The organism is Janthinobacterium sp. 67 (assembly GCF_002797895.1).
Classification (GTDB): Bacteria; Pseudomonadota; Gammaproteobacteria; order Burkholderiales; family Burkholderiaceae_D; genus Janthinobacterium.
Map to the genome: position 1 here is coordinate 3,333,432 of NZ_PGES01000001.1, position 17,903 is coordinate 3,351,334.

A 17,903-nucleotide genomic window follows, 5' to 3' on the forward strand; every position below is an offset into this window, starting at 1 on the left:
TTTTCATGCAAACACACGCCGGACCATTCCGGCGCGGGGGCTACGCCATCTGGCTGATGGTCTTGCGAAAACGGGCAAGGGCAAACGTGAACAGCGCCGTGCCGATGGCCAGCAGGGCCAGGAACGGTTTCCACACGACGTCGATGCCGGCGCCCCGGTACAAAATCGCCTGGCTCAGTTCGACGAAATGCGTGGTCGGGGCGATCAGCATGATGTTCTGCACCAGTTCCGGCATGCTTTCGCGCGGCGTGCTGCCGCCCGACAGCATCTGCAGCGGCAGCAGCACGAGGATCAAGAGCATGCCGAACTGCGGCATGCTGCGCGCCACGGTGGCGAGGAAAATGCCCATCGACGTCGTGGCGAACAGGTGCAGGGCCGCGCCGCACAGGAACAGCGCGATCGAGCCCTCGATCGGGACGTGCAGCATGCCGCGCACCACCAGGTTCAGCGACAGGGCGGCGGCCAGCAGCACGACGAGGCCCATCGACCAGACCTTGCCCAGCATGATTTCGGCCGGCGTCACGGGCATCACCAGCAAGTGCTCGATGGTGCCGTGTTCACGTTCGCGTATCAGGGCCGCGCCGGTGAGGATGATCGACAGCATCGTCACCTGGTTGATGAGTTCCATCAGCGAGCCAAACCAGGCCTGGCTCAGCGACGGATTGAAGCGCGCGCGCATCACCAGCTCCACAGGCGAGACGGTTGCGCCCCGGTAGCGCTTGGCGAATTCCGATATCTCGCCGGCGACGATCTGCTGGATGTAGCCGCTGCCGCTGAAGGCCTGGCTCATGCGCGTGGCGTCCACGTTCAGCTGCAGCTCCGCCTGGCGTCCGCCCAGCACGTCGGCCTGCAGCTTGGGCGGGATCGTCAGCACGAAGGTGTACCGGCCCGCGTCCAGGCCCGTGTCGACCTGGCTCTGGTTGATCATGGCCGGCGGCGTGAACTGGGGCGGGAAGAAGGCCGAGGCGATGCGCCCGGACAGCGGCGAGCCATCCTCGTCGACGATGGCGATCGACGCCATGTGCAGGGTTTCCGGCTTGGCCGTGGCGGCCACGTAAATCGCCAAAGTAAACGTGTAGAGGATCAGGATCAGCATCATCGGATCGCGGATCAGGCTCCAGATTTCCTTCACGCCCAGGCGGTAGATGTTTTCAAGGTGGCGCATATCAGCTCTCCTGCTTCTTCAGCAGCGCCACCGTCACGCCGAGGATCACGGGGATGGCAATGATCAATGGCCAGAACGAGGCGTGCAGGTCGCCCAGTCCCAGCGCCTTGTTGAACACGCCGCGGCTGATATTGAGCATGTGCGTGGCCGGGTACATCAGGCCGATGGCCTTGCCCACGCCCTCCATCGACGAGACGGGATTGAGCAAGCCGGAAAACTGGATGGCCGGGATCATGGTGCCGATCATGGTCACGAACAGCGCCGCGATCTGGCTACGCGTAAACGTCGAGGCGAACAGGCCGATGCCGGTGGCGCAGATATTGAAGATGAACGTGGCGCCGATCAGGGTCGGCAAGCTGCCCTTGACCGGCACGCCGAAGGCGGTGACGGCCAGCAGCGCCATGAGGAGGAAGTTGAACATGGCCAGCACGACGTAGGGCACCTGCTTGCCGAGCAAGAATTCCAGGCGAGTGACGGGCGTCACGTACAGGTTGATGATGGAGCCCAATTCCTTTTCGCGCACGACGGACAGCGCCGCCAGCATGGCCGGCAGCATCAGCAGCAGCAAGGGAATCACGGCCGGCACCATGGCCGGCAGGCTTTTCACGTCGGGGTTGTAGCGGTAGCGCGTCTGGATGGCGACGGGATTGCTCATCGTGATGCCATAGCGGTGCAAGGCCTGGTCGGCCAACCACAGCTGGTGCATGCCCTGCACGTAGCCCTGCACGGTTTCCGCGCGCATCGGCATGGCGCCGTCGATCCACGCGCCCACCTGGGCCGGCGCGCCGCGCTGCACGTCGCGCGCGAAGCCGGGCGGGATCTCGATGGCCAGCGACAGTTCTCCGCTGCGCATGCGCTTGTCGATATCGGCATAGTCGCGCAGCGGCGCTCGCTCGATGAAGTAGCGCGAGCCGGCCAGGTTGTTCGTGTAATTCTGGCTCAACGTCGTCTGGTCATGGTCGAGCACCGCGTAACTCAAGTCTTCGACGTCGAGGCTGATGCCGAAGCCGATGACGAACAGCAGCAGCACGGAGCCGCCCAGCGCCAGGGTCAGGCGCACGGGGTCGCGGCGCAGCTCCAGGGTCTCGCGCCACATGTAGCTGAGCATGCGGCCCAGGCTGAAGCGGCTGCGCCGGTGTTGTTCCTGCTGCGGCGGCGCGGCCGCTTCCACCTTCCGCACGGGCGCCGGCGTTTCCCCCACCGTCGCCGCTGCCGTACCACCGCCCGCCTCTTCCAGGTAGGCGATGAAAGCCGCTTCCAGCGAGGGCGCGCCCTTCTTGCGCACCAGTTCGGCCGGCGCATCGCTGACCAGCACTTTCCCCGCATGCATCAGCGAGATGCGGTCGCAGCGCTCGGCCTCGTTCATGAAGTGGGTGGAAATGAAAATGGTGACGTGGTCGCGCCGCGCCAGCTCGATCATCAGACGCCAGAAATTGTCGCGCGCGATCGGGTCGACGCCGGACGTCGGTTCGTCGAGGATCAGCATTTCCGGCTTGTGCACCATGGCCACGGCCAAGGATAGCCGCTGGCGTATGCCCAGCGGCAGGCTGTCGGGCAAGTCGTCCATCACCGCGCGCAAGTCGAAGCGCTGCGCCATCTCGTCGATGCGCGCAGGTATCTCGCCCTCTGGCACGTGGAACAGGCGCGCGTGCAGCACCAGGTTCTGGCGCACCGTCAGTTCGCTGTACAGCGAGAAGGCCTGCGACATGTAGCCGACCCGGCGGCGCGTATCGATATCGCTGGAATCGACCTGCTTGCCGAACAGCCAGGCCTTGCCTTCCGTGGCCGGCAGCAAGCCCGTGAGCATCTTCATGGTGGTCGACTTGCCGCAGCCGTTCGAGCCGAGAAAACCGAAGATTTCGCCGCGGCCGATGCGGAAATTCACATGGTCGACGGCCGTGAAATCGCCGAAGCGCATGGTCAGGTCCTGCGCCTCGATGGCGACGTCCTGCGCGCTGGCCGCGTCCAGCGGCGTGATGACGACGGGCTGGTGGCCCGCGCGCTTGGCTTCGGGCAGCAGCTTGATGAAGGCCGCTTCCAGGTTGCCGCTGTCCGTGCGCGCCAGCAGTTCGGCCGGCGTGCCCGTATCGAGCACCTTGCCGTCATCCATGGCCACCAGCCAGTCGAAGCGCTGCGCCTCGTCCATGTAGGCGGTGGCCACCATCACGCTCATTTGCGGGCGCTGCACGCGGATGCCGGCGATCAGGTCCCAGAACTGGGCGCGCGCCAGCGGATCGACGCCGGTGGTCGGCTCGTCGAGAATCAGCAGGTCGGGATCGTGGATCAGCGCGCAGCACAGGCCCAGCTTCTGCTTCATGCCGCCCGACAGCTTGCCCGCCGGGCGCGCGAGGAACGCTTGCAAGCCCGTGCTGCGGGTCAGCTGGTCGATGCGGCGGCGGCGCTCGGCCGCGTCGTGGCCGAACAGGCGCGCGAAAAACTGCAGGTTTTCCTCGACCGACAGGGTCGGATACAGGTTCTTGCCCAGCCCTTGCGGCATGTAGGCGATGCGCGGGCAGACGTCGTCGCGGTGGCGCGCATCGCGCATGTCGCCGCCCAGCGCCATCACCGTGCCCTGCTGCACGGCGCGCGCGCCCGCCACCAGCGACAGCAAACTCGATTTGCCCACGCCATCGGGTCCGATCAAGCCCACCATGCGGCCGGCCGGCACGTCGAGGTCGATGCCGTCCAGCGCCACCGTCTTGCCGTAATGCTGGCTGACGCCGCGGATGCTGACGACTGGGGAAGTGGCAGCCACGGTCACTGCGGAACCTTCGCCGTCAGTTCAGCGGGCCAGGCCTGCTTCGCATCGAGACGCACCCAGGCCACGCCGGGCAAGCCCACTTTCACCAGCGCCAGATGCTTTTGCAGCAGTTCGCGGCTGATCTGCGCCTTCACACGGAACATCAGTTTCTGGCGTTCGCTGGCCGTTTCCACGGTCTTCGGCGTGAACTGCGCGCTGGCGGCGACGAACGAGATCGTCGCCGGTATCACGTACTGGGGCGCCGCATCGAGGATGATGCGCACTTCGCCGCCCAGCGCCACCTTGCCGGCCGCCGTCTCGGGCAGGAAGAAGGTCATGTAGACGTCCGACAGGTCGACCAGGTTGAGCACCTTGCCGCCGCCGGCCAATACTTCGCCCTGCTGCGCCACCAGGTATTGCACGCGGCCGTCGCGCGGCGCCGCCAGCTGGCCGTCGGCCAGGTCGGCGTCGATGCGCGCCGTCGTCGCCTCGGCCGCCACGACGGCGGAACGCGAGCCGACCACCTGCGCCCTGGCCGCGTCGATGGCCGCCTGCGCCGCCGTCACCTGCGCCCTGGCAGCATTCAGGGCGGCGGCCACGCTGCGCACGCGGGCGCGGTCGTCGTCGAGTTCCTGCACCGAGGACGCGCCTTCTTTCGACAGGGTTTCGGAGCGTGCCAGGCGGCGGCGCGCCGCATCGAGTTCGCTTTCGCGCTGCGCCACCATGGCCAGCGCGGCCGCCTTGTCGCTCTCGCGCACGGCCACCTGCGCCTGCGCGCCCACCACCGCATCGGATGCCTGCTGCTGGCGCGCACGCGCCTCGTCGCGCTGGGCCGCCAGGGAATCGACCTGCATGGTGGCCAGCGGCTGGCCCGCCTTGACGAAGTCGCCCTCGCGCACGAGGATCTCCTTGACCCGCCCGGCCAGCTTGGTGGCGACGTCGATTTCCGTCGCTTCGATGCGGCCATTGCCGCTGACAAAACCTTCGCCAGGACCGGTGGGACGCATTTTTTGCCAGGCCACATAGCCCAGCACGAGAACGGCCACGACGAGTGCCGCGGGGATGAGTTTTTTCTTCAGTTGAGCATTCATGGTATCGGGGGGATCAAATTAGTGGGTGGAAGCGGCGGTGGAGGTGACGGGTGCGCCGCCGCCCAGGGCCGCATACAGGCTGACCTGGCTCGACAGCAGCGCGCGGCGCGTCTGCACCAGCTGCTGCTCGACCGTCAGCAAGTCGCGCTGCGCGTCGAGTACTTCCAGGTAGGGCGCGGCGCCATTGTCGTAGCGCAGCTTGGCCAGGCGTGCCCGTTCGCTCTGTGCGGCCAGGGTCGTCTTGCCGATGTCGACCTGCAGCGCCAGCCAGCGCCGGTTCGACAGCGCGTCGGCCACTTCGCGGAAGGCGCCCTGCACGCTCTTTTCATAGTTGGCCACGGCCACGTCGCGGCGCACTTCGGCCAGGTCCATATTGGCGCGCAAACGGCCCGCGTCAAAGATCGGCAGCACCAGGCGTGGCGCGACATTCCAGGCGCCGCTGCCAGAATCGAACAAACCGCTCAATTCCGCGCTGGCCGTGCCGTAGGCGGCCGTCAGCGAAATCGTCGGGAAGAAGGCGGCGCGCGCGGCGCCGATATTGGCTTGCGCGGCGCGCAGCTGGTGTTCGGCCGCGATCAGGTCGGGGCGCTGCGTGAGCAAGGCCGAGGGCAGGCCCGCATGCAGCGGCTGCAGCACGCTGGCGTCGTCGAAGCGGCGCACCTCGCCAGCCACCGGCGTCAGATCGACGGGGCCGCCCACCAGCTGGGCCAGCGCGTGCGCCTGCACGGCGCGCGCCTGTTCCAGCTGGGCCGACAGCGAGAGGGCCTGGCTGAGCAGGGTTTCCACCTGCGTCAGGTCCAGCTTGGAAATCGACCCGACTTCAAAGCGGCGCGTGAAGATGCGCAGCGATTCGGCGCGGCTGTCGACGGTGGCGCGCGCCAGTTCCACCCTTTCGTCGAGTTCACGCAAGCCCAGGTAGCCATTGGCCACCTGCGCCACGAGGGCCACGCCGACGGCGCGGCGCGCCTCGTCGCTGGCCAGCAGGGTTTGCAGCGCGCTGTCCTTCAGGCTGCGCACCCGGCCCCAGAAATCGAGTTCCCACGCGCTCACGTTCAAGCCCGCCTGGTACTGCGCGCTCGTCATGGCGCGGCCCGTCGGACTCAGGTCGTCTGGCACGCGTGCGCGGCTGCCGGAGGCGCCCAGCGCGATGGTGGGAAATTGCTCCGCGCGCTGGATGCCGTACGCGGCGCGCGCCTCTTCCACGCGCAGCGCGGCGATGCGGATATCGCGGTTGCTGGCCAGCGCCTGCGCAATGAGCGCCTGCAGGCGCGGGTCGGCGAAATAGCTTTGCCAGGCGACGTCGGGCGCATGCGCGCCGGCCGGATCGCTCTCGGGATACTGCGCCGCCACGGGCAGCGGCGGTGGCGCATACGGCGGCGCCATCGAGGCGCAGCCGGCCAGGGCCAGCGTGGTGGCCAGCGCGGCCAGCATGGCGCGGTGTGGCAAGGTAAAAACAGCCATGGTCATCATCTTCCAGTCAATTCAGAATGTTGTAGCCGCCATCGACGTACAGGGTGCCGCCCGTGATGGCACGCGCGCCGTCGCCGGCCAGGAAGGCGCACAGCGCGCCCACGTCCTCGATGGTGGCCAGGCGGCGCATGGGCGAGCGTTCGATGGCGTCGGCCATCAGGCGGTCGAAATGGGCGATGCCGGAAGCGGCCCGCGTTTCCAGTGGCCCCGGCGAAATGGCGTTCACGCGGATGCCTTGCGGGCCCAGTTCGGCGGCCAGGTAGCGCACGGACGCTTCCAGCGCCGCCTTGACGGGCCCCATCAGGCCGTAGTCGGCGATGACTTCCTCGGCGCCCAGATAACTCATGGTCGTCAAGCTGCCGCCGTCCCGCATCAGGGGTTCGGCCAGTTTCGCCATGCGCATGAAGGAGTGGCACGAGACATCCATCGCCTGCGCAAAGCCGCCGGCCGAGCTGTCCGTCACGCGGCCATGCAAGTCGTGTTTCGGCGCATAGGCGATGGAATGGACGACGAAGTCGATGCGTCCCCACTGCCGTTCGATCTGCGCGAACAGCGCCTCCAATTGCCCCGGCACGGCCACGTCGAGCGGCGCCATGATGGACGCCTGCACCTGCAGCGCCAGCGGCTCCACGTGCGGCCTGGCCTTGTCATTGAGCCAGGTGACGGCCAGTTCGGCGCCGGCCGCGCGCAGGGCGCTGGCGCAGCCCCAGGCGATGCTTTGCGCATTGGCGATACCCACCACCAGCCCCCGCTTGCCCTGCAAGGGCAGGTGCGGCAAGGGGGCCGTCATGCCGGGACCGGACGCAGGGCGGGCCACGGCGTGGCCGCATGCACGGATCGCACGGCGCCCGCATGCAGGGCGGCGGCGCACATGGCCAGGGTGACGCCGCCGGCGCGCGCATACGGCAAGGTAATCGGTGTATGGGGGTGGAGGGTACTGCACGCGTCGGGCGCGGGGGTCTGCATCTTCATGAATCGGCTTCCGTCACTGAAATTCGAGGCCGGCACCAGTGCATTCTCGGGGAACTGGTACAGGGCGAAAATTACTCTACAGCATTTAGATACGTGATTCGCGATGAGTCCGGTCCGCATGCTTATCGTTTTGAGCTAGGTCAACTATAAGTGCGATTGCGGCAATGCAACATTGATATACATCAAATTCTACATCAATATTATTTAAATGAACTAATTGACAAGCAAGCGAATCGCAGTGCTTGTTTGATAACATCGTGGGGCTGGCGCACAGAAAGGCGGCCGTGCAAAAGAAGGGGAGATTGCCTGGAAAACAAGCAATGGGGCGACCTGGCGCAATGTACCAGGCGGGGGAAGGAAATAAATGGGGGCCATGCTATTGCGATGCAACATGGCCCGCCTTGCTTTGCTGCTGGCTAAAACATCAATGGCCTTATTTGCCCGGAACCGGGGCCGGACGCGAATACAGGTCGATGATGGTGCTGATGCCGTCCTGGCATACGGAGCAGAACGTCTCGCTGCGGTCGAACATGATGCACTGCATCTCGGGCCGGTAATAGCCGGACGACTCGTAATGCGCGCCTTCGAAGGCGCCCACCGCATGGCGCTGCGGCGCCTTCGAGAACAGCTGCTGCGTGTATGCCAGGTCGGCCTTGAACAAGCCGCTCATTTCACTTTCCGGGCGGTTGGCCGCGCGCAGGGCCGCGCGCTGCTTCTGGTATTCGCGCGCATGGCTGTCGTACGCTTCCTTCGGCCACGGCGTCGGCAACGGCGTGCCCGCCTTCACGTGATTCTTCCATTTCAGCCTGGCCGGATCGCGCAGCGCCGTGGCGTTCGGCTCCCACGGTTCCTGGCGTTCGCCATTCGACTGATAGGCCACGGGCGAGGTGTAGTACTCGTCGGCCAGGCCGGCGAAATGGTGGCCGAATTCGTGCACGAACAGGTAGTTGGCCCAGTCGTTGTTGGCCGCCGCCGTGCTGAACTGGCCGAAGATGCCGCCTCCGCCGTAGGTATCATTGTTGACGAGGATTTCGATGAATTCATACGGCGCGTACTGCGCCAGGTCGCGCAGCGCGCGGTTGTCCGTCGTCAGCACATAACGCTCGCTGCCGAAGATATCGTAGCGCGTGCCCAAGGGCGATGCGTGATGCACGCCCGTCGAGGGACGCGACACGCCCGACTCCGGCGTCGGCGCGGCCATGGCCCACACGTTGAAGTCATTGGCCCGCTCGCGGAACGGCGAGACGGTAAACAGATGGTCGGCCAATTTGCGCGCCGTCGCTTCGAACTTGCCCATTTCGGCGGCCGTATAGCCATCGCCCATGATCAAGAGGTCGACCTTGTCGCTGGAAGGTCCACTGATGCGTATCGGGATCGGCTTGACGGGGGCCGGCGGCTGCTTGCGGATCACGTCCTGCCCGGCCGGATCGACGTCCGTGCTCCACACGATGGAAAACAGGCCGCGCTCGTCGCGCTTGAGGATGCGCACGCGCACGGGCTGCTCGGGCTGCGGGAAGCGCACGGATTCCTGGAAGGCGCGCGTGGTGGTTTTCGCTTCATCCGTGCTGGCCCACTCGCCGAAGATGGTGGAAAAGCCGCGCGAATACAGCACCTTGCCCGACTTGATGTCGACCACTTCCAGCATATTGTTGCCACGGTTGCTGTCGTCGATGGGACGCGCCAGGTTGCCCGGCCATGGCAGGGGCTCGACCAGCACGCGCTCGACCGCGTAATGCTCGCCCAGCGCATTGCCGCTGTGCTGGTAATCGAGGCGCATGGTGGCCGGCTGGGCGGCACTGGCAGCTTGCGCGGCAGGGACGATGCCGGCGGCCAGCGCCAGCGCGCAGAGGAAGGATCGAATCGGAGTCTGCTGCATGTCATTCCTAAAACGGTAGAAAAACAGGTGAAGGGATCGGTTTTCCAAACAATCGGCGGGCCTGCCGGCAGGCGCGGGAAAAACCGCTGCGGCACATTGTAGCGACAGGAAGCGAGCGTGCAAAGCGGCCAGCTTGACCAGGCAAGGCAATCGGATTATATTAGACTGACTAGTCGATTAATTAAAGGAGGGAACCATGCGCACCATCGATCCCGATAAACACGCGGCCCGCCGCGACGCCATTCTCGCCGCCGCGCGCCACTGCTTCGCGCGCAAGGGCTTTCACCAGACCAGCACCGCCGCCATCTGCGCGCAGGCGGGCATGAGTCCCGGCAACCTGTTTCATTACTTCCCCACCAAGCAAGCCATCATCGCCGCCATCGTCGACCAGGAAGGCAGCGAGACGGCCGCCTATTTCGCTGGCGTGCAAGGCGGCGCCGATGCCTACGGCGCCCTGCTCGATTTCATGGACCTGGTGCTGGCGCTGGCGGCCGATGCGGACTTTGCGGGACTGGCGCTGGACATCGCCGCCGAAGCGATGCGCGACACGGACATCGCGGCCAGGGTGGCGCGCAACGACGCCAGCCTGCGCCGCGGCGTGCAAACCTTGCTGGAAGAAGCGGCCGCGCAGGGCCAGACGGACGCCGCGCTGGACGTCGCGCAAACGGCCGGCTGGATCGCCGCGCTGATCGACGGCATCTTCAACCGCGTCGCCGTCGATCCCGATTACGCGCCGCTGGCGCAGCGGGCCAGCCTGCACCTGTTATTGGCGCGCTTCCTGCGCCCTGCCCTGGCATGAGCGCCTCCATGCAGACCCGGCCCACGCGCATCGCCGACGTCGACGCCCTGCGCGGCTGCGCCCTGTTCGGCATTTTGGTCGTCAATATCGGCGCCTTCGCCACGCCGTGGTTCGGCCTGGGCTTGACCGATCCCGCCTTTCCCGGCGGCGTGGACCGCGCCACGCATTTTCTCGTCGCCCTGCTGTTCGAGACCAAGTTCTACCTGCTGTTTTCCTTTTTGTTCGGCTACAGCTTCACCCTGCAGATGCAGGCGGCCGCGCGTGCCGAGGCGCCGTTCGCGCCGCGCATGCTGCGCCGGCAAGCGGGCCTGTGGCTGATCGGCGCCCTGCACGCCGTGTTCCTGTTTCATGGCGACATACTGACCACCTATGCTCTGCTGGGCATCGTGCTGCTGGCGCTGCACCGCTGCGGCGAACGGCCCGCCCTGACCCTGGCCTTTATCCTCATCGCCGTCTGCGTGGCATTCTGGGTTGGCATGGCATGGTTGCAAAGCCTGCAGCCGGCGGGCGACGCCGCCGACAACGCCGTGGCGATGGCGCAAAAGGCGGCAAGCGCGCTGGCCGCCTACCGCGCCACGCCGACCGCCGTCGTCCATCAGCACCTGCGCGAACTCGCTGACATCTGGATCGTCCTGCTGCTGGTGCAGGCGCCGTGCGCGCTGGCCATGTTCCTGTGCGGCCTGGCCGCCGGCAAGCGCGAGATGCTGCTGCACGCCGCCGACTATCTGCCGCTGCGCCGCCGCCTGCTGCGGGCCGGCGCGCTGGTCGGTTTGCCTGGCGCCGCCTTCTATGCGTGGACCTCCGTGTATGGCGACAGCCAGGCATGGCAGGTGGCGGGACTGGCCGTGGGACTGGCCACCGCGCCGCTGCTGGCGGGCGCCTACCTGGCATTGGCGCTATCGCTGTTCGAGCGCCTGCGCGACGGCACGCTGTTTGCGCTGCTGGCAGACACGGGCCGCATGGCCCTGTCGAACTACCTGCTGCAGTCGGCCATCTGCGCCGTGCTGTTTCTCGCGTATGGGACGCGGCTGATGGGCAGTGTGTCGCCACTCGGTGCCCTGGCGCTGGCCGCCATCATCTTTGGCGCGCAGCTGCCGCTGAGTCGCTGGTGGCTGCGCGGCCACTCTTATGGACCCGTCGAATGGCTGCTGCGGGCCCTGACGATCGCCGCGTGGCCGCGCTGGCGGCGCACTGGCGCAGCTTATTTGTAGCGGTACAGCGGCTGGCGCAGCTGGATGGGGCGGATGTCGAGGCGCAGCTTCAGCACGGAATACGCTTCCGCCTCGGTCGAACTGTAGCCGACGCTGTTGACCGTTTTACTGAAGCGGAACTCGAAGCCCAGGTCCGGATACGGGTCGCGCGGGTTGCCGAAGGCGATGCCGATGGCTTCCTGCTGCGCGTTGTCGATCAAATTGCCCATCAGGTCGAGCACGGCGTTGTTGCCGAGGATATCGTTGGTGAACACGGGTTCGCGCATGTCGGGCTGGTTCGGATCGAGCTTGTTGTCGGCCTTGTCCGGCGATGGCGTAAACACCCGCGTGACGAGGTTGAATTTGTCGCCCCGGTCCAGATAGCTGATGGCAGCGTTGCTGATATTGAAGTTTTTCACGCCACGGTCGCTGATGGCGCCCGACAGGTCGATCAGCAGGGCGCCGCTGTAGCCGATGACTTCCACGTCGCGCATGGCGTCGACCACCATGGCGCTGTTTTCATCGATGCCCAGGCCCAGGTGATAGCCTTTTTTCAGCATCACGGGAATCATGCGGGCAAAGCGCCCGCGCACCAGCAGATGCTGGTCGACGAACACGTCGCTGCCGATGAAGCCCAGCCCCGGCGCGATTTCGCGGCCATCCGTCACGCCCATCTTGAGCATGTCGAGCACGGGCTTGGCGTCGTAAAACATGGTGGTGCTCATGATGGCCGCGCCCGCGCTGGAACCGGCGATCACGCCACCGTTGCGGTAGACCGACCAGATGGCTTCCAGCGCGGCCGTGCGGCTGCCGTCCGGGCGCAGCAGGGCTTGCGTGATGCGCCCCTGGTCGCCGCCGGCAAAATAGATGCCGGTGGCCGACTTGATCTGCGTGACGATGACCGGGTCTTCGGCCGCCTTGCGGTAATCGCGATTGGCCAGCTTGACGGCCAGCGGCACGAAAAAGGCGTCGGCGCCATATTGATTGAGTTTCTTGATGATGCTTTCGCCCGATTTTTCCGGGTTCATCGCGGCCGACGCCAGTACGGCGATGCGCGCCCCCGGCCCGCCCGACAGCTTGACGATGCGCTGCCAGACTTCGGCATTGTCGGCGCGCAAGCCGCCGCCGATGATGACAAGGGTGCCCTGCGGCGCGTTGCCGATGGCGCTGCCGGCCGGCGCCGCCACGGCATGGAAGCTGCACAATGCCAGCGCGAACAGCAGCGCGGCGCACAATGTGTGATACAGGCTGGAAGATGATTTCATGATGCCTTTCAAATACAGGGAAAGTGGCGCGCACTTGTCGATGCCGGCGCGCGCCCTTGCTGCCAACTGCTGCTTGCAACCCAACTCCATCGAACCACGATACTACTTGGCGCATATGACAGCGTTGTTGCGGTATCTCCACGCTTCTATGTAAAACTGCTTACTTGAAGCTGTAATTGGCGCTCGCATAAAAGCGCCGGCCGCGCGGGTCCGTGTAGCTGGGATCATAGCCGGAGAGGAAAAAGTAGGCCTGGTTCGAGTACGGCGGACTGGTATTGAACAGGTTCTGTATGCCCGCGCGCAGCTTGAACTGCTTGCTGAGCGCATATGCCGCCGACATGTCCCACAAGGTGTACGCCTTCACCCGGTTCGCCTTGACGACGCTGCCATCGTCCGTGTTGATGGCCGAGTTCTGGTCATCGTAGCCGCTCGAATACGTGTTCGACAGGCTGGCCGAATACGGGCCCTTGTCCCAGTCCAGCGTAATCGTATGGCGCCAGCGCTGCACCACGCCATCCGTCACGAAGCGATTGAGGTTGCTGACAAAGGTGTCGCCAGGGCTGGTCTGGATTTTCGAGTCGAGCACGTACGTGCCGCTCAGGTGCCCGCCGAAACGTCCCCATGCCGTTTGCACGCCATGCAGGTCGGCCGTGATATCGATGCCCGAGGCTTTTTGCGCGCCCCGGTTTTCCTTGCGCAGCTCGATGTAGTCGATTTCATTGTCCCCGTTGCGGTGTACGAGGTCGCCGTATTTGGCCAGGTTGCCCAGGATGATGTCGTCGCCGATTTCGCTGATCAGGTCCGTGCGCTTGATGTTCCAGTAATCGAAGCTGAAGGTCCAGTGCTGGCTCGGCTCGAGCACCAGGCCGGCCGAGAACTGGCGGCTACGTTCCGGTTTCAGCTTGTCGTTGCTGTAGCGGCGCGTGTCCCAGTTCTGCGCGCAATCGGCATAATTGTTGTCCACGGTGGCGCACAGCACGGGGTCGGGCAAGGTCGCCGTGCTGCTGTAGACGGTGGGACGGTGCAGGTCCGACATCGACGGCGCGCGGAAGCCCTTGCCGGCGGAGGCCCGCAGCAGCACCTGCTTGCTGGGCATGTAGGTCAAGCCCACCTTGGGACTGAGGGCGCCGCCCACCTGCTCGTAATGGTCGTAGCGGCCCGACAACTGCGCCTGCCACTGCCTGGTGAACGGCAGCAGCAATTCGCCGTAGACGGCTTGTACGTTGCGGCTGTCGCTGGTGCCCTTGCCCCCTTCCGGCGCCGCATCGTTGTTGATGTTGTCGCTCATCAGCAGTGCCGATGGGCGGAACTCGGTGCGTTCGCGCCGCACTTCGCCGCCCACGGCCAGCGCCATGTCGCCGCCGCCCATGGCCATCAGCGCGCGCGAAGCCTTGAAGTCGATCGCATCCATGGTGCCGCGCGCGTGGCGCACCTCGTCGTTGATCTGGATGCTGTCGAGCAGCGCCCGGCCTTTCGCGCCGGACGGGCCGAACGGGTTGATGTCGCCGGCGGCGATCCCTTCGATCAGCTTGTCGTACAGGACGTAGCCATGCGTATCGCGGTCCTTCACGACGTTGACGCTGTGGTTCAAGCCCACGTCGTAATCCCAGCCGGCGAGCGTGCCGGTGGCGCCCACCACGAAGCGCCGGCTTTCGCTCGTCAGTTCACTGGTGCGCATGCCCGCCTCGTTCAGGCGCATGCGCAGTTCCAGTTCGCGCTCCACCTGCTTGCCATCGTCATCGAGCAGCGTATCGAAGCCCGCATTGGCCAGCTGCGGCACCTTGCTGTAATCGAGAAAACCGGTCACGCGCGCCGACGAGCCCACGTAATGGCTGCGCGAGCGGCTCAGCGCCACTTCCGCGTACAGCTGGTGGTCGTTATTCAGTTTCAGCACGCCGCGCGTGAGCAGGTTCTGCTTGTCCGTCTTCGGATACAGCTCCGTGTCGCCCATGTAGTCGTAGGTGCAGGCATCGACGCCGCCCGTGCCCGCCGGCAGGTACAGATTGGCCGGCGGCGCGCAGTTCGGGATGCCAAAATTGATCTGGCGGTTGGTGATCGGCTGGCCATTGAGCAGGAAGCCATTGTCCTGCAAGTGCTCGCGCTGGGCGCTGGACAGGCGGATATTCGCCGGACTGGTAAAGTTCGACAGCAAATGCCCGAGGCGCTGCGGAATTTGCAGGTTCGGGATGAACTTGCGCTGCGAGGAGCGCAGGGGGTCCGTTTTTTGCAGGTCGACCACGGCAAATATATTGTAGCCATCCGCCGCCAGGTCGCCCGTGCCGGCCGTGATGCTGGCCGTGCGCTTGCCAGCGCCCCCTTCATCGGTGCGGCTGCCGTAGACGTTCAGCTCCACGCCCTGGTAATCCTTGCGCGTGATGAAATTGATGACGCCGCCGATGGCGTCCGTGCCGTACAGGGCCGAAGCGCCGTCGAGCAGCACTTCCACGCGCTGCAGGGCGGCGGCCGGGATGTTGTTCAAGTCCACGCCCGCATCGTCGCCAGGCGAGGCAAAGTTGGCCATGCGCCGGCCATTGAGCAGCACCAGGGTCGATGACGTGCCCACGCCGCGCAGGTTGGCGCTGTTGAAGCCGCGCTGGTCGCCGCCCACGTTGATGCTGGCGCCATCGGTCAGGCCGCCCACGTTGGCCGACACGCGCGCCATCAGCTCGGCCGCCGTCGTCACGCCCGCCTTTTCGATCTCGGCGCGCGTGATGATCTGCACGGGCAGCGCCGTTTCCGACTCCAGGCGCTTGATGGCCGACCCCGTGATTTCCACGCGCTGCATTTTTTTCGGCGCAGATTCAACATCCCGCACCTGCTCCTGTTCCTGCCCCCGCGCGCCATTGCCCAGCATGCCCAGCGCCGCCGTCACGCTCAGGACGCCCAGCGCCAGTCGCACGCCTTGCGCCAGCACCGACTCGCGTGGCAAGGAGCCGTCCTGTCTTTTCATGTGCATCGTCACTCTCCCCTGATGTTGATGCCTGATTTTTATAATGTTTTTGCGGCTGCCTTGCGCTGCTTTGCCGCTGTTTTTCGTGGGCCTTGCACGCCATGTTCGCCGCCATACAGATAGGCGGCGATGACGTCGCTCAAACGGGCCGCTTTTTCTACGTTCTTTTTGTTCGATACCATCAGCGCCACGGCCAGCGCCTCGATCATGGCCAGCGCCGTGCTGGCGCTGCTGGGCAGGACGGGATGCGTGCTTTGCGCATACAGCGCGTGATCGGCCAGTTCGGCCAGGGGCGAGGCGGGCGAATCGGTGAGCGCCACGATGCAGGCGCCGCGGTCGCGCGCGAAGCTGGCCAGGCCGATGCAGTCGAGCGTATAGCGGGGAAACGAGATCACCACCAGCACGTCGTGCGCCGTCAGGTTGACGAGGTGGCCGGCCGCCACTTCCGAGCCGCCGATGCCCACCACTTCCACCACATGCGGGCAAAACGGCTGCAGGTGCTGCACCAGCATGCCCGCCAGGTTGGCCGACAGGCCAAAACCCATCACATACACCACCCTGGCGCGCGTCAGGCGGCGCACCACGGCCTGCATGGCTGGCGGTGACAGGGCGTCGGAGGTGGCGGCGATGTTTGCGGCCGCATATTCCAGGCTTTGCGTGACCGGCGAGGTGGCCCGTGCGCGCCGCTCTATCGTATGGCGCAGCTTGTCGACCGGCTGCAACAACGATTGCAGGGTTTCGGCCATGGCGCCGCGCATGGCCGAATAATTCTTCTGGCCGATATCGCGCGCGAAGCGGCTGATGGTGGCCGTCGATACCTGGCAGCTGTCGGCCAGCTCCTCGATACCGAGCGCAATGACGCGCATCTGGTTGCGCAACAGATAATCGGCGATCTGCCGCTGCGACGCCGAGCCGCCGGCCAGCACGTGCATCAGCGCCTGCCCCAGCGGCGATTGCGCGAACGCGGCGTCGGGCGAGGCCAGCGTGGTGGCCACTGGCATGGATGCGCCGCTGCGGGCAGGACTGGCGGATGCTTTCATATCACTGGCGGCCTGTATTCTTGGGCACTGCGGATCACTGGCGGAAGGCGAAATCGGGTCGCTGGAACTTACTGTACTCATATCAAAAAGAAAACTCAACAAATATTTGTAAAAGGATTTTCATTGATTTACTTCGTGAAAATATTGCTACATAATCGACCGGAATCCATCAACCATGCACCTTTTCGGGGCACCCACCATGCAAGTACAACAGCATCCCATCTCCACCGCCCACGCCGGCATGTCCTGCCAGTTGAGCAGCTTCCACTTCGGCACGGCGGCCGCCGGTAGCCGCAGCGGCAAGAAGGTGTACATCCAGGCGGCCCTGCACGCGGACGAGGTGCCGGGCATGCTGGTGTCGCAATTTTTGCGCCGCGAACTGCTGGCGCTGGAAGCGGCGGGCAAGGTGCACGGCGAAATCATCCTGGTGCCGGCCGCCAATCCGATCGGACTGGCGCAAGCCATCCATGGCGCGCCGTTCGGCCGCTTCGACCTGACCACCGGCATCAACTTCAACCGCGCCTACCGCCACGTGGCCGACGAATTGAAGACCACGCTGGCAGGCCTGCTGGGACAGGATGCGCAAGCCAACGTGGCCCTGATACGCGAGCACGCGCGCGCCGCCGTCGCCGCCTGGCGGCCGGGCACGGATGCGGAAACCTTGAAGAAAACCTTGCTGGGCATGGCCATCGACGCCGACATCGTGCTCGACCTGCATTGCGATAACGAGGCCGCCCTGCACATCTATACGGGCACGCCGCTGGCCGCGCAGATCGCGCCCCTGTCCGCCCTCCTGGGCGCGCGCGCCGTGCTGCTGGAACTGGCGGCCGGCGAAGAGCCGTTCGACGAAGCGTGCAGCCGCTTGTGGTGGGACCTCGACGCGCACTTCGGCGGCCGCTATCCGATTCCCGCCGCCTGCCTGTCGAGCACCGTCGAATTGCGCGGCGAAGTGGAAGTGAGCTACGCCCTGGCCGAACGCGACGCGGCCGCCCTGCTGCGCTTTCTCGCCATCGAGGGCGTGCTGGAGATAGCCGGCGCCGGCGACGACCTGCCCGCGCCGCAATGCCAGCCGACGCCGCTGGCCGGCGTGGAACCGATCCTTGCGCCGCATCACGGCGTGCTGGTCTACCTGCGCGAGATGGGCGAGGTGCTGGCCGCCGGCGACGCGGTGGCCGATCTGATCGACCCCGTCAGCGGCGAGACGACGACCTTGCGCTGCACCGTCGCCGGCGTCTTTTTTGCGCGCAGCGCCCACCGCCACGTCTTGCGCGGCATGAACGTCGGCAAGGTCGCCGGCAGCATCGCCTACCGCGGCGGCAGCCTGCTGAGCCAATAAATGACACCC

General features: G+C 65.7%; 14 protein-coding genes. 4 read left to right on the forward strand and 10 right to left on the reverse strand.

Going from position 1 to position 17,903, the window contains the following annotated elements; genetic code table 11:
• Nucleotides 1-40: 40 nt before the first annotated feature.
• From CLU90_RS14960 to CLU90_RS14985, 7 genes are all read right to left on the reverse strand, one after another.
• Nucleotides 41-1,165, reverse strand: a complete 1,125-nt coding sequence (locus CLU90_RS14960; protein ID WP_092711586.1) for an ABC transporter permease — start codon at nucleotides 1,163-1,165, stop codon at nucleotides 41-43.
• Nucleotide 1,166: 1 nt separating this feature from the next.
• The gene (rbbA, locus tag CLU90_RS14965; protein WP_269800020.1) at nucleotides 1,167-3,920 is read right to left on the reverse strand and encodes a ribosome-associated ATPase/putative transporter RbbA; all 2,754 of its coding nucleotides are present in this window, start codon (nucleotides 3,918-3,920) and stop codon (nucleotides 1,167-1,169) included.
• A gap of 2 nt (nucleotides 3,921-3,922) precedes the next feature.
• The gene (locus CLU90_RS14970) at nucleotides 3,923-4,996 is read right to left on the reverse strand and encodes an HlyD family secretion protein (protein ID WP_092711590.1); all 1,074 of its coding nucleotides are present in this window, start codon (nucleotides 4,994-4,996) and stop codon (nucleotides 3,923-3,925) included.
• Between the two features lie 18 nt (nucleotides 4,997-5,014).
• Nucleotides 5,015-6,463: an efflux transporter outer membrane subunit gene (locus CLU90_RS14975; RefSeq protein WP_100428283.1), complete on the reverse strand. Its 1,449-nt coding sequence runs from the start codon at nucleotides 6,461-6,463 to the stop codon at nucleotides 5,015-5,017.
• Between the two features lie 10 nt (nucleotides 6,464-6,473).
• Nucleotides 6,474-7,256, reverse strand: coding sequence for an enoyl-ACP reductase FabI (gene fabI, locus CLU90_RS14980; protein ID WP_198511327.1), 783 nt, complete (start codon nucleotides 7,254-7,256; stop codon nucleotides 6,474-6,476).
• The gene (locus CLU90_RS29325; protein ID WP_139178201.1) at nucleotides 7,253-7,438 is read right to left on the reverse strand and encodes a hypothetical protein; all 186 of its coding nucleotides are present in this window, start codon (nucleotides 7,436-7,438) and stop codon (nucleotides 7,253-7,255) included. The genes fabI and CLU90_RS29325 overlap by 4 nt, the downstream gene beginning before the upstream one ends.
• 433 nt (nucleotides 7,439-7,871) lie before the next feature.
• Nucleotides 7,872-9,314: an IgA Peptidase M64 gene (locus tag CLU90_RS14985; RefSeq protein WP_092711592.1), complete on the reverse strand. Its 1,443-nt coding sequence runs from the start codon at nucleotides 9,312-9,314 to the stop codon at nucleotides 7,872-7,874.
• 196 nt (nucleotides 9,315-9,510) lie between these two features.
• Here CLU90_RS14985 and CLU90_RS14990 point away from each other — a divergent pair, with 196 nt between their 5' ends.
• Both CLU90_RS14990 and CLU90_RS14995 read left to right on the forward strand, forming a co-directional pair.
• Nucleotides 9,511-10,113 carry a TetR/AcrR family transcriptional regulator gene (locus CLU90_RS14990; RefSeq protein ID WP_092711594.1) on the forward strand — a complete coding sequence of 201 codons (603 nt, stop codon included), beginning with the start codon at nucleotides 9,511-9,513 and terminating at the stop codon, nucleotides 10,111-10,113.
• A gap of 8 nt (nucleotides 10,114-10,121) precedes the next feature.
• Nucleotides 10,122-11,324 carry a DUF418 domain-containing protein gene (locus tag CLU90_RS14995; protein WP_232731207.1) on the forward strand — a complete coding sequence of 401 codons (1,203 nt, stop codon included), beginning with the start codon at nucleotides 10,122-10,124 and terminating at the stop codon, nucleotides 11,322-11,324.
• On the opposite strand, the gene CLU90_RS15000 is transcribed toward CLU90_RS14995, so the two are convergent.
• The 3 genes from CLU90_RS15000 to CLU90_RS15010 form a co-directional block, all read right to left on the reverse strand.
• On the reverse strand, nucleotides 11,315-12,568 hold the full coding sequence (locus CLU90_RS15000; RefSeq protein WP_100429467.1) for a cyanophycinase: 1,254 nt from the start codon (nucleotides 12,566-12,568) through the stop codon (nucleotides 11,315-11,317). The two genes, CLU90_RS14995 and CLU90_RS15000, sit on opposite strands and share 10 nt — an antisense overlap.
• A gap of 160 nt (nucleotides 12,569-12,728) precedes the next feature.
• The gene (locus tag CLU90_RS15005; protein ID WP_100428284.1) at nucleotides 12,729-15,524 is read right to left on the reverse strand and encodes a TonB-dependent receptor; all 2,796 of its coding nucleotides are present in this window, start codon (nucleotides 15,522-15,524) and stop codon (nucleotides 12,729-12,731) included.
• Between the two features lie 32 nt (nucleotides 15,525-15,556).
• Nucleotides 15,557-16,519 (reverse strand): MurR/RpiR family transcriptional regulator, encoded by a 963-nt coding sequence (locus CLU90_RS15010; protein WP_100428285.1) that lies wholly within the window; start codon nucleotides 16,517-16,519, stop codon nucleotides 15,557-15,559.
• Between CLU90_RS15010 and CLU90_RS29330 the strand changes: the two genes are divergently transcribed.
• Nucleotides 16,518-16,670 (forward strand): hypothetical protein, encoded by a 153-nt coding sequence (locus CLU90_RS29330; protein WP_157808827.1) that lies wholly within the window; start codon nucleotides 16,518-16,520, stop codon nucleotides 16,668-16,670. The genes CLU90_RS15010 and CLU90_RS29330 overlap by 2 nt on opposite strands.
• Before the next feature lie 87 nt (nucleotides 16,671-16,757).
• Nucleotides 16,758-17,894 (forward strand): succinylglutamate desuccinylase/aspartoacylase family protein, encoded by a 1,137-nt coding sequence (locus tag CLU90_RS15015; RefSeq protein WP_100428286.1) that lies wholly within the window; start codon nucleotides 16,758-16,760, stop codon nucleotides 17,892-17,894.
• Nucleotides 17,895-17,903: the final 9 nt, after the last annotated feature.